Annotated in this window: 13 protein-coding genes and 1 tRNA gene; 9 read left to right on the top strand and 5 right to left on the bottom strand. The window is 39.0% G+C overall.

Features of this window, described 5'->3' with window-relative positions; genetic code table 11:
- Positions 1–60 precede the first annotated feature (60 nt).
- The 4 genes from BGC7_RS02115 to BGC7_RS02130 are packed head-to-tail and all read left to right on the top strand — an operon-like array spanning position 61 to position 2,219.
- A complete protein-coding gene (locus BGC7_RS02115; protein WP_050699909.1) occupies positions 61–516 on the top strand; it encodes a BT0820 family HAD-type phosphatase in 456 nt (151 codons plus the stop codon).
- Positions 517–556: 40 nt separating this feature from the next.
- Complete coding sequence (locus tag BGC7_RS02120; RefSeq protein WP_050699910.1) at positions 557–1,093, top strand: GNAT family N-acetyltransferase; 537 nt, start codon at positions 557–559, stop codon at positions 1,091–1,093.
- A complete protein-coding gene (locus tag BGC7_RS02125; protein WP_050699911.1) occupies positions 1,090–1,653 on the top strand; it encodes an L-threonylcarbamoyladenylate synthase in 564 nt (187 codons plus the stop codon). The genes BGC7_RS02120 and BGC7_RS02125 overlap by 4 nt, the downstream gene beginning before the upstream one ends.
- On the top strand, positions 1,653–2,219 hold the full coding sequence (locus tag BGC7_RS02130) for a pentapeptide repeat-containing protein (protein ID WP_050699912.1): 567 nt from the start codon (positions 1,653–1,655) through the stop codon (positions 2,217–2,219). Before BGC7_RS02125 ends, BGC7_RS02130 begins: the two co-directional genes overlap by 1 nt.
- 80 nt (positions 2,220–2,299) lie before the next feature.
- Here the strand turns inward: BGC7_RS02130 and mdh are convergent, their stop codons facing one another.
- The gene (mdh, locus tag BGC7_RS02135; RefSeq protein ID WP_050699913.1) at positions 2,300–3,241 is read right to left on the bottom strand and encodes a malate dehydrogenase; all 942 of its coding nucleotides are present in this window, start codon (positions 3,239–3,241) and stop codon (positions 2,300–2,302) included.
- A gap of 249 nt (positions 3,242–3,490) precedes the next feature.
- Here mdh and BGC7_RS02140 point away from each other — a divergent pair, with 249 nt between their 5' ends.
- From BGC7_RS02140 to BGC7_RS02150, 3 genes are all read left to right on the top strand, one after another.
- On the top strand, positions 3,491–4,381 hold the full coding sequence (locus tag BGC7_RS02140) for a GumC domain-containing protein (protein WP_050699914.1): 891 nt from the start codon (positions 3,491–3,493) through the stop codon (positions 4,379–4,381).
- Entirely contained in the window at positions 4,381–4,875 is a 495-nt protein-coding gene (locus BGC7_RS02145; protein ID WP_050699915.1) for a GNAT family N-acetyltransferase, read from the top strand. The genes BGC7_RS02140 and BGC7_RS02145 overlap by 1 nt, the downstream gene beginning before the upstream one ends.
- Before the next feature lie 550 nt (positions 4,876–5,425).
- Positions 5,426–7,783, top strand: a complete 2,358-nt coding sequence (locus BGC7_RS02150; protein WP_050699916.1) for a sodium-translocating pyrophosphatase — start codon at positions 5,426–5,428, stop codon at positions 7,781–7,783.
- Between the two features lie 52 nt (positions 7,784–7,835).
- On the opposite strand, the gene BGC7_RS02155 is transcribed toward BGC7_RS02150, so the two are convergent.
- Entirely contained in the window at positions 7,836–8,486 is a 651-nt protein-coding gene (locus BGC7_RS02155) for a DUF1349 domain-containing protein (RefSeq protein WP_050699917.1), read from the bottom strand.
- Positions 8,487–8,641: 155 nt separating this feature from the next.
- On the opposite strand from BGC7_RS02155, the gene BGC7_RS02160 reads away from it, so the two are divergent.
- Complete coding sequence (locus BGC7_RS02160; protein WP_050699918.1) at positions 8,642–9,415, top strand: response regulator transcription factor; 774 nt, start codon at positions 8,642–8,644, stop codon at positions 9,413–9,415.
- Between the two features lie 116 nt (positions 9,416–9,531).
- Here the strand turns inward: BGC7_RS02160 and BGC7_RS02165 are convergent, their stop codons facing one another.
- From BGC7_RS02165 to BGC7_RS02175, 3 genes are all read right to left on the bottom strand, one after another.
- Positions 9,532–10,116, bottom strand: coding sequence for a 30S ribosomal protein S16 (locus BGC7_RS02165; protein WP_050699919.1), 585 nt, complete (start codon positions 10,114–10,116; stop codon positions 9,532–9,534).
- A gap of 177 nt (positions 10,117–10,293) precedes the next feature.
- Positions 10,294–10,545, bottom strand: a complete 252-nt coding sequence (gene rpsT / locus BGC7_RS02170; protein ID WP_050699920.1) for a 30S ribosomal protein S20 — start codon at positions 10,543–10,545, stop codon at positions 10,294–10,296.
- 43 nt (positions 10,546–10,588) lie between these two features.
- Positions 10,589–10,660 (bottom strand) — tRNA-Glu (locus BGC7_RS02175).
- Between the two features lie 332 nt (positions 10,661–10,992).
- Between BGC7_RS02175 and BGC7_RS02180 the strand changes: the two genes are divergently transcribed.
- A complete protein-coding gene (locus tag BGC7_RS02180; protein ID WP_050699921.1) occupies positions 10,993–12,681 on the top strand; it encodes a M23 family metallopeptidase in 1,689 nt (562 codons plus the stop codon).
- Positions 12,682–12,693: the final 12 nt, after the last annotated feature.

Genomic DNA, 12,693 nt, shown 5'->3' on the forward strand with positions numbered 1-12,693 from the left:
ACAACTTATTATATACATAATACGAAACAATCACAATAGAAATACATTAATACATAAAATATGATTATTGCAGTAGATTTTGACGGAACGGTAGTAGAACACGAATACCCACGCATAGGACGCCCAATTCCTTTTGCCATCGAAACCTTACTACAACTTCAAAAAGACGGACATACCCTGTTGATGTGGAGTGTGCGCAAAGGAAGCCTGCTTCAGGAAGCTGTAGATTATTGCGAAAGCAAAGGTTTGAAATTTTATGCAGCAAACAAGAATCACCCCGACGAAGACGTCAGCACTGCTTCCCGAAAGCTGGATGCAGACTTGTTTATCGACGATCGCAATTTGGGAGGACTGCCCGACTGGGGAGTAATCTACCATGCCATAAGAGCAATGGAAAAAGGAGAAACATCGTTCGAAAAAATAATGATGTCGTCAGGAGAAAATCAACGTGTACGCCGACGCAAGAAAAACTTCTTCATAAGACTGGGCGAAATGTTTGAAAAAGACAAATATTAAGCAGTAATTTTATATATTGCATGTCTTAAATCAAAAATTTATGACAAATACACTTCTTAGTAATTCTCAGATAAGTCTTCGTGCTGTAGAACCCGAAGATTTAGACATCCTTTACGGATGGGAAAACAGTACCGCACTGTGGATACATGGCAATACACTTGCTCCCTATTCGAAGCTTGTACTTCGTCAATACATAAACGACGCTTTGGAAATGGATATCTATCAGAGCAAGCAGTTGCGCCTGATGATAGACCTTCCTGCCGAAGATGCTACTGTGGGGACAATAGACCTATACGATATAGATGCTCACAACAGCAGAGCAGGTATAGGCATACTCGTAGACGAGGCATATCGCCAACGCAAGTTTGCATCGCAGGCTCTAAGTCTGATGAGTGAGTATGCTTTCAAATTTCTCCATCTTCATCAACTGTATGCTTACATATCGGAGAGCAATACTAAAAGTATCAGTCTTTTCGAAAAGTCGGGTTATAAAGAATCGGGTGTACTGAAAGATTGGGTGCAACGTAGCGAAACATTCGGAAATGTAAAACTTTTTCAGCTACTCAACAATAAATGAAAGAAGATATAAAAAAAGCATTCGATGTGCTTGTAGCCGGAGGGCTGATACTCTACCCCACCGACACCATTTGGGGAATCGGGTGTGACGCCACCAACGAGGAGGCTGTAAGACGTGTGTATGAACTAAAAAAACGTGTAGATAGCAAAGCTCTCATCACACTTGTAGACAATCCTGTGAAGCTGGACTTCTACATAGACGGAGTGCCTGATGTAGCATGGGACTTGATAGAGTTGTCAGACAAACCGCTGACCATAATATACGACAATGCCCGCAATGTAGCTCCCAATATGGTAGCCGAAGACGGCAGCCTTGCCATAAGGGTGACCAAAGAGGAGTTTTCGCATGAGCTTTGCAAACGCTTCCGCAAGGCGCTGGTATCTACATCAGCCAATATAAGCGGAGAACCTGCTCCTGCCAATTTTGACGAAATAAGCGAGGATATAAAAAAAGGCGTAGATTATATAGTCTCGTACAGACAAGACGACAGAAGCAAATCGAAGGCATCCAGCATCATAAAACTGGGTAAAGGCGGAGAGGTGAAAATAATCAGGGAATAATGGCTATATACGAAGACAAGCATTTCGAAAATCTGATATATACCACAGAGCAAACTCAGGAGGTATTTGAAAATTGCACATTTTCGAAATGTGATTTTTCCAATCAGAGGTTATATTCGTGTCAATTCAACGATTGCTCGTTCTCGGATTGCAATCTGTCTATGACCGACCTTAGTCAATCGACAATGAATAATGTTCGCTTCAAAAACTGTAAAATATTGGGTGTTAAATTCAATCACTGTCACGACTTTATCTTCGAAGTGAGTTTCGACAACTGCATGCTAGACTATAGTTCGTTCGAAAAAAGGAAAATGAGCAAGACTACATTCAAAAACTCATCGCTAAAGGGTGTTGACTTTGGTAGTACCGACATCAGACAGTCTAAATTTATAGGCTGCGATCTGAGTGAAGCTATTTTTTACAACACAAACATACAGGGAGCTGATTTTTCAAGCTCTCACAATTATATAATCGACCTCAACGAAAATCAGGTAAAGAAAGCCCGCTTCTCAAAAGATGGCTTAGCAGGCCTTTTACAACAATTCGATATTGTTATAGAGCATTGATTTTTTTATTTGACTTATTATAAAGAAAGAGGCTTATACATCCAAGTATAAGCCTCTTTTTATTATCAATAATTATAATCTTAGATTATATTGCTTTCTTTAAGCACTGCATTTGTTTTGTGAACCGCAGCAGCAGAAGCTTCGAACTTTTCTTTTTCGTCGGCAGTCAGTTTCAGGTCGATGATCTTTTCCCAACCATTTTTGCCCAATACTACAGGAACACCAATGCAAATGTCATTCTGACCATATTCTCCTTCAAGAGGCACACAGCAAGGGATAACTTTCTTTTGGTTGTGAATTATAGATTCCACTACATAAGCTCCCGCAGCACCCGGTGCGTACCAAGCAGATGTACCAAGCAGACCTGTCAGAGTAGCTCCGCCAACCATAGTGTCAGCCACTACTTTATCCAACGCTTCTTTCGATAGCAAATCAGATACAGGTATACCTTTATATGTAGCAAGACGTGTAACAGGGATCATTGTAGTATCGCCATGTCCGCCTATTACCATACCTTCTACTTCATTAGCATTGCAGCCAAGAGCCTGGCTCAGATAGTATTTGAAACGAGAGCTGTCCAAAGCTCCGCCCATACCGACAATACGATGTTTTGGCAATCCGGTAACTTTAGAAGCCAGATATGTCATAGTATCCATAGGGTTGGAGATGATAACAAGAATAGCATTTGGCGAATACTTAAGGATGTTTTCAGCTACGCTTTTCACAATACCTGCATTTACACCTATCAGCTCTTCTCTTGTCATTCCGGGTTTGCGAGGAATACCGGATGTAATAACTACAACATCTGAATTTGCTGTTGCTGCATAATCATTGGTTACTCCCTTTAGACATGTATCAAATCCCAACAACTGGGCGGTCTGATTCATATCCATAGCTTTACCTTCCGAAACGCCTTCTTTTACATCAAGCATTATCACTTCATCCGCCACTTCGTTAAATGCAAGTACATTTGCACACGTAGCACCTACATTACCGGCACCTACAACTGTTACTTTCGACATAATAATTTTGTTTTAATATATTTAATTAAGTTGTTCTTATCCCCTTGTATTTCATATTGTAAGCATCAACACCCAAAGGTGTGCTCAATCTGAATAAAAGCCTAACAAATGTACATGCTTATTCTGAAATAAAGAAGATTTTGAGAAGTAAAAATTATTTCATTTATTAAAAAAAGCGAAACAATCCTATCCTTTTGTTCAATATATTTAAAACGTTTATATTTGTAGTCGCTTTGAAATAATATTCATATGAGTACAGAAACTAAGAATAATTCGAAAATACTAATTGCTGTAATTGTTATACTGATTGTAGGAATCGGAATAGCCGGATATTTTATATTCAATCAGAAAACACAGATAGAGGACTTGCAGGAAGAAAGCAGCCTGAACAAACAGCAGCTCGAAGACGAATACGAAAGCCTCTCTATGCAGTATGAAGGCTTTAAGATGAATATTAAAAACGACTCCCTGTTACAGAAATTGACTAACGAGCAAACTAAAGTACAACGCTTGTTGGATGAGTTGAAAACCGTAAAAGCAGAAAATAAAGCAGAAATAAGCAGACTGAACAAAGAGCTATCCAGTTTGCGCAAGATTCTGAAATCATACATTATACAGATAGATTCCCTCAACAGAGCCAATGCACAGCTAAGGCAGGAAAAGCAAGAGATTACCAACAAATATCAGGAGGCTAGTAGGAATCTGAATGCTGTTTCGCAGCAAAAGGACAGCCTCAACCATAAGGTAACTTTGGCTTCCAAGCTCGATGCAACCGGCATAAGCGTACAGGCTACAAATAGTAAGGGAAAAGTACAGAAAAAAATAAGCAAAATAGAACAGTTGATTGTCAACTTCACTGTAACAAAGAACATAACCGCTCAACCCGGAGAACGGACTATATATATAAGGATAATGAAACCCGACAATGACGTTCTATCCAAAAGCCGCACCAATGTATTTGCATACGAAAACAGAGACATCAACTATTCGATGCGCAAAATAATAGAGTATGGTGGCGAAGAAACAGGCGTAACGATGTATTGGGCTGTAGAAGAATATCTGATGCCGGGTACATACCGCATTGATATATTTGCCGATGGCAACCGCATAGGATCTAAATCTTTCACGCTGGAAAACTAATGAATATAGTTGAAGCAAACAAAGAGCATATTTTTATAATAAAGCTGCTTTCCGATCAGATATGGCCTCACACGTTTAAGGATATCTTAAGCCCCGACCAAATAAGCTATATGATGGAAATGATGTATAGCCAAAGCTCGCTCGAAGATCAGATGAGCAAAGGACACCATTATCTTCTGGCAAACGAAGACGGAGAATATCTTGGCTATGTATCATACGAACTCAACTATAAAAACTCTGATACAACAAAAATACATAAGATATATGTATTGCCATCCACACAGGGCAAAGGCGTAGGACGCTTCTTTATCGACTCGGTGGCAGATATAGCAAAAGCCAACGGAAACAAGGTGTTGTCGCTGAATGTAAACCGCTTTAATAAAGCTATAGACTTTTACAAACGAATAGGCTTTGAGGTTGCCGGAAGCGAAAACATAGACATTGGCGATGGTTTCCTGATGGAAGACTTTATAATGAATAAGAAACTTAAATAAAAATCATCCCTGAAAATTTCGGGATGATTTTTTCTTTTATATCCTCCAATAAAATTTTGTAATTAAACAAAGGCTATAGACACGACTCTAAAAGACCGAACACAATCCCTCTTCTAAACATCCTGTAAATAAAGTATATACACTTTCCTGCTGATACGTTATCATAAGTTAACGTCCGAGCTACTCATTTCATACTTGTTGCTATTTCTTATTATTCTCAAAAATATTTCACCAATAGCGCTTTTTTATTTCCGAAATGACGTATATTTGTTTCGTTTTATTTCGAATAAAAGAATACAAAAGTTTTGATTCAAAATAAAAATCTAAGAAAAACAGAAATATAGAAATAGGAAAAATTACATTTTTTAGCAATTATGTTACGCTACATATTGCTTTTACATTTTATAATTATATTTTTATGAAAAATAAACTTTAATTAATAAACCTAATGCCGCATACCTATCTGCTATTTTCATTTCTTAAAACAACAATAGACTGTTATGATTGAATAATTTTTCATTAAATATTTCCTTTACTTAATAACTAACCTATGAAAAAAATTTCTACCCTTTTGCTTATGCTGCTACCTTTAAGCCTTATGGCCAGTGAAGCAGACTTAAAAGTACCTGATCTGGGAAATGGTTACAACCTTTTGCTGTGGGGGCTTTTAATTTTGCTGCTCGGCATTGCGTTTGGCTTGGTACAGTATTTTCACATCAAGAAATTGCCTGTACATCAGTCGATGCTTAACGTTTCAAAGACGATATACGAAACGTGTAAAACCTATCTTCTACAACAAGGCAGGTTTCTTTTTTATCTGTTGCTCATTATCTCGGTAGTAATGGTCATATACTTCGGATTTTTATCCAATCCTGAAGTTGTAGCTACAGGAGAGACCAGCAGAGCGGTGTTTCTTATCTCTGTTCTTTTCTGGACTGTGTTAGGCATAGCCGGATCTTATGGTGTGGCATGGTACGGAATCCGCATCAACACGCTGGCCAATTCACGGACATCGTTCGCCTCGTTGCGCAAGCGTCCTTGGGAAGTGGTAAGCATTCCTCTCAAAGCAGGTATGAGCGTTGGGGTGATGCTTATCACTGTAGAACTGATAATGATGCTTGTGATTCTGCTCTTTGTTCCCGGTGATATGGCGGGCGCATGTCTTATCGGGTTTGCCATAGGCGAATCGCTCGGAGCTTCGGCGCTGCGTATAGCAGGAGGTATATTTACCAAGATAGCCGATATAGGAGCCGACCTGATGAAAATTGTATTCAACATAAAAGAAGATGATCCTCGCAATCCGGGTGTTATTGCCGATTGCACAGGCGACAACGCAGGCGACAGTGTAGGCCCTACAGCCGACGGATTTGAAACATACGGTGTAACGGGCGTTGCCCTCATATCCTTTATCGTACTTGCTGTACTTAATGTAGAATATCAGGCTCAGTTTATAGTATGGATATTTGTTATGCGCCTGTTGATGCTATTTACCTCTATCCTATCTTACTATATCAATCAAGGAATAGCAACCATGAAGTATGGAAATTCTCAGAAATTTAACTTCGAGATACCTCTTACTGCTCTTATCTGGATCACATCTGTAGTTTCTATCGTAGCAACATATATTGCCAGCTACTTCTTACTCAACGATATGCCTAACGGATTGTGGTGGAAACTGGCTTCTATTATCAGTTGTGGGACATTTGCCGCTGCTCTGATCCCTGAAATCACTAAGGCATTTACCAGTTCATCGTCCCGCCATGTAAAAGAGGTGGTGACAGCATCGCGCGAAGGTGGTGCATCGCTAAATATATTGTCAGGAATGGTTGCGGGCAATTTCAGTGCATTCTGGAAAGGCCTGATTATTGCCCTGCTGATGGCTGTAGCCTATTTTATATCCTTACAGGAATTGAAAGACATCATGCTGCATCCTTCCATTTTCGCATTCGGACTTGTAGCATTCGGACTATTGGGTATGGGACCCGTAACTATCGCAGTAGACAGCTATGGCCCTGTTACAGACAATGCTCAGTCGGTATTTGAACTATCCAGAATAGAGCATCTCCCTAACATATCGGAAGAAATAAAGAAAGACTTCGGGTTCGAGCCCGACTTTGAAAAAGGAAAAGAATATCTTGAAGAAAATGATTCGGCGGGTAATACGTTCAAAGCCACAGCCAAACCCGTATTGATAGGCACTGCCGTAATAGGGGCCACCACTATGATATTCTCTATAATCTTGGTACTCGAAAAACTTGGTATTTTAAATATAGACCTTATTGCAGCACCTGTACTTTTAGGTTTCATCTGCGGAGGATCTGTTGTTTACTGGTTTTCGGGAGCATCTATGCAAGCCGTTACCACAGGTGCGTATCGTGCAGTAGAGTATATAAAAGAGCATATTAACCTCAACAAAGAAGAGGCCGACATCAAAGATTCGAAAGCGGTAGTACGCATTTGTACCAAATATGCACAGGTGGGTATGTGGAATATATTCCTTGCATTGCTGTTCATCACGCTGGCTTTTGCGTTTATCGACCCCAACTTTTTTGTAGCCTATCTGATTTCCATCGCCGTATTCGGCTTGTTTCAGGCTATATATATGGCAAATGCCGGTGGAGCATGGGACAATGCAAAGAAAATAGTAGAAGTAGAACTGAAAGAACGCAACACAGACCTTCATGCCGCTACAGTGGTAGGAGATACAGTGGGAGACCCTTACAAAGATACTTCATCCGTATCGCTCAATCCTATTATCAAGTTTTCTACACTATTCGGACTATTGGCTGTTGAAATTGCAATAGAACTGCCGGATACCTATAAGTGGATTGCCGGACTTATATTTCTTACTGTAGCTTTGGTATTTGTTTACCGTTCGTTCTACAGTATGCGTATAGTGAAAAAATAGAAGAAACGCTGATAAAAAAAGTAGGCTGTCTAAGATAGACAGCCTACTTTTTTTATTCTGCATTATTTTTCAACCACTCCAACCGCCGTTGATCGGGTAAATGTTTCACCGAAAAATTATCGAATCGTGCATTAAACCCGTTCCCATCGGGACAAGCACCCATCAGCCCAACCATAACAGGACGATTGTCTTGCAACCATGCGTTTCGCATCATTACATATTCCTTGTCGTCGAACGAATAAAACACCTCTACAGCATCTAATCGTCTTACGGCCTTTATCCAAACATACTGAACAGGCTTTTCGAGAGTTATCACACTCCAGTCACTCGTTTTGTGCGTTACCACTGTGCTCAGATTGTATTTACCATCGACAAATTCAATCCCCGCCTTGATATAGTTTTCGTGATCTATACGCAGCATCAGTCCCGATTGGTCGAACCTCACTTTGTAATCGCCCGATATCTTCACCTTCACTTCAAATTCGCCGCCATAGGTAGTGTACAAAAATGGAGCATCATCGACCGTAAAGCCATAATGAGAGATACGCCAATAATCGCTCTGAGGAGTCACCGACATAGACAAGCTATTATTTTTAATTTCCCACTTTTCCGGTTCGTTAAACCATTGCATCTTTTCAAGACTCTGAGCCATTGCACTGCCCGAAATCAGAATTGAAGCAATAAAAAACACAATTTTTCTCATATCATATAAGTATTATATTATTAAATAAATTACAATTAATTACCTGACAGGTATATTCTTTCTATAACATAAACAAAGAATAACCATATAAAAAACTATCTTTACAAAGATAATTCCCTGTTATAGAATAGGCAATACTGATTAATAACCATTTTATGATAAAACAAAACGTAGCTTCTATTTTGAATGATGAACTGCTGAAACAACCGTTTTCGATAGATAAGGTAGAGTCAGCAATACTTTCCGAATATCAACAAATTGCATACGGATACTCTAAGATAGAAAATTCGATAGCAGTTCTCAGCGACTTGAAGTCAGACAAGAGCTATATCTATAATGGTGGATTTGCTGAGATATTGGGTGTAGCCGAGAAAAATAGTAGCAAAATAATAGATTCGATATGGGAAGAGGATATATTTAGCCGAATTCATCCTGATGATCTTGCAAAAAAGCACTTACTCGAACTACAGTTCTTTCATTTACTAAAAACAATCCCTGTAGATGAGCGATCTGATTATCAAATAGTAAGTAAAATGCAAATGAAAGACCAATCCGGTAAATACATTTCCACACAACACCGAATGTTTTATGTCAGTAGTTGTCCTTCGGGCAATTTGTGGCTGGCTTTGTGTCTATATAATTATTCATACGAGCATCCCGATTATGAAGTTTCGAACGGAACGATTATAAATTCGGCAACAGGCAATACTATCGAAGCAGACAGGAATAATTGCGACAATATTCTATCATCGAGAGAAAAAGAAATATTACTATTGATAGAAAAAGGACGAATGAGCAAAGATATTGCTACCGCATTGTCGATAAGTATAAATACAGTGAACAGGCATCGTCAGAATATTTTAGAAAAGTTGCGGGTAAAGAATTCGCTAGAAGCGTGTAGAGTGGCAAAACTAATGAAGTTGTTCTGAAAACTCGTCCAATATCAAATCATTCAAGTAGCGGCAAATCGGATTCTCTAATTTTAGGATACAAAAAAAAGCTCCGATAATTACTTATCAGAGCTTTCATTTATGCTGTATATTAATTATTCAGCACTTTTTTCTTCTTCTGTTGCTGGAGCTTCTGCTACAGGAGCTTCTTCAACCACCTCTGCTACTTCTTCGGCAGGAGCGGCGGCTTCGGCTTCAGCCTCAGCTTGTGCTGCATTTTCTTCTGCTTTCTTCTGAGCTACTGCGTCAGCTTTTGCTTTGTTTGCTGCTTTTTCAGCATCTAAACGAGCTTTTGCATCAGCCTGAGCTTTTGTTTGGTTCTTATTGATAACAGCCTGAGTACCTTTTTCCTTATCAGCTTTCCATGCTTCAAATTTCTTATCAGCTTCTGCTTCGCTAAACGCACCTTTAGCAACACCACCTAGAAGGTGTTTCTTCAATAAAACTCCTTGTTCAGAAAGTATGTTACGAGTAGTGTCGGTAGGTTGAGCACCAACTTGCAACCAGTACAAAGCCCTGTCGAAATTCATAGTTATTGTAGCAGGATTGGTGTTAGGATTGTAAGAACCAACCTTTTCAATAAATTTTCCATCACGTGGAGCTCTGCTATCAGCAATGACGATGTGGTAAAAAGGATAACCTTTACGTCCTCGTCTTTGTAAACGGATCTTTGTAGCCATTTCTTTCTTTAGTTAATTTTAATTATACATAATTGTTATTAGCGGGTGCAAAGATAAGAATAAGTTTTTGTAATTCAATACAATATTCACTAATCTTTGCGTATATTTAAACAAAAAGAAGCTGAACTCTCTAAAGAATCCAGCCTTTTATATATAAATTTTATATTAGGTAGCTAATTATAGCGCGTGAACGTGAGCAGCTAATTTAGACTTCAAGTTACCGGCTTTGTTTTTATGTATAACATTTTTCTTAGCCAGTCTATCCAACATTGAGCATACAGACGGATATTGTTTTTGAGCTTCTTCCTTATCTGTAAGAGTACGGAATTTTCTAACTGCGTTACGAGTTGTCTTAGCTACATATCTGTTTCTCAAGCGTCTTGCGTCTGCTTGTCTGATTCTTTTTTCTGCTGATTTATGATTTGCCATTTTGACTAATCCTTTATTTTTTTTTATTTATTCGTTATATTTGTAGCCCATAGGGGAGTCGAACCCCTCTTTCAAGAATGAAAATCTTGCGTCCTAACCGATAGACGAATGGGCCATCTTAGGTGGAGTATTCTGTTTTCACAGCTCGTTTCTCCCTCGATTGCGGATGCAAAGGTAATTCAATTTTGATTACATGCAAACATTTCACTACATTTTTTTGAAAATAATTTACCAATTTACACTACTACATTGATTTTCAATATGGTTTACAGACATATTTTTTCACACTTTTTTGTACTATAAAGAGTAACAGCAAACATTCAGAAGAAATAAAAACAAATAGGGAAATATACCCTCCCTTTTCAGAATGTTAACCAATCGGTATCCACTATCCATTGTACAGGTTACTAAAATAATTTATTTTTGCAAGAATATAAAATAAGACAAATGAAAAAACTACTCGCTCTCCTATTTTCCATATATACATTCGGAGTATTTGCTCAGACACAACAAGAATATCGTTCACCTCTCGACATACCTCTTATTCTCAGCGCCAATTTCGGCGAGTTGCGCCCCAATCATTTTCATTCGGGAATAGATTTGAAAACAGAAGGAGTTATAAACAAACCCGTATATTCTATTGCCGATGGGTATATATCGCGCATATCGGTTTCACCTTCGGGCTATGGACTGGCTATTTACGTTACACACGTTACAGGACAAACAAGCGTTTGCGGGCATATAAATAAATTTGCACCAAAAGTTGCCGAATATGTAAAAAACAAACAATACCAACAAGAGAGCTACAGTGTAGACTTGAGTCTCAACCCTGAAGAACTGCCTGTAAAAAAAGGAGACCTGATAGCATACAGCGGCAATACAGGCTCGTCGGGAGGCCCGCATGTACATTTCGAAATACGCAACACTGCCGACCAAACAGCCCTCGACCCACTCGAGTATTATAAGAATAGCATAACAGACACCAAGCCTCCGCTTATAAAAGGTATTGCCATCTATCCTATAAACGAAGAAGGAGCAGTCGAATTCAGTCGTTTTCCTTACAGGGCAAACGTATCTGTGCTCAAAAATGGAAGCTATGCCCCAATTAAAGATGACGTAGAAGCATGGGGTAAAATAGGAATAGGTGTACGTACAAACGATCGTATGGATGGTACGACAAATATATACGGAGTAAGGAAAGTAAGACTTTTTTGCGATAGTGTCGAAATATTTTCTTCTGATCTGTCTATTATAGATTTCAGCAAAACGAGAATGATAAACAGTATGACCGACTTTGACTACTGGAGCAAAAGAAAAGTTTTCTACGAAAAATCATTTATCGAGCCGGGCAATAAACTCCCTATCTACAAGGCTGTAAACAATGGTTATATAAATATAAAGGAGAATCGCATTTACAATTTCAGATACGAACTCGAAGACCTGTACGGCAATCAGACATCTTATTCTTTCTCGGTAAAAGGTAAAGAGCAAACAATCCCTCAAAAACGTAAATGTACCTTGCGAATGAGCTGGGACAAAGACAATAATTATTCGGCAGACGGGCTTTCTTTAAATATTCCGAACGGATATTTATACGACAATTTGTGCTTCATGTTGAAAAAGACCACAGATGCGAGCTACTTGTCCGATACATATCAAGTAAACGACACCCACGTTCCTCTGCATGGCTACTGCAATATGTCTGTAGCATTGACAAAAGATACAGCGACAAACAAGGCTCAATACGGCATTGTCCGCATAGCCGGAACAAGAGAAAGCTGGGTAGGAGGAAAATACGAAAACGGGAAGATAACCGCACAAATACGAGAACTGGGACACGCTTATGCCGTAAGCACCGACACCAAAGCTCCTGAAATAAGTCCGATACAGCCTGTGAAATGGATTAAAAACGGAGTTATAAAAATACGTGTTACGGACAACAAAAGCGGTCTGAAATCGTGTAAAGGAACTATTGATGGTAAGTTTGCCCTCTTCGAAAACGATGTAAAGTCACCGATTTACTCATACACCATCGACCCTAAGCGAGTAGAAAAAGGAAAAACGCATAAACTTATTTTCACAGCTACAGACGGGTGCGGCAATACAAGCACATACGAATACGAATTTAAATACTGAAAATAAAAGATG

This window comes from Dysgonomonas sp. BGC7 (assembly GCF_001261735.1).
In the GTDB taxonomy this organism is placed as follows: Bacteria; Bacteroidota; Bacteroidia; order Bacteroidales; family Dysgonomonadaceae; genus Dysgonomonas.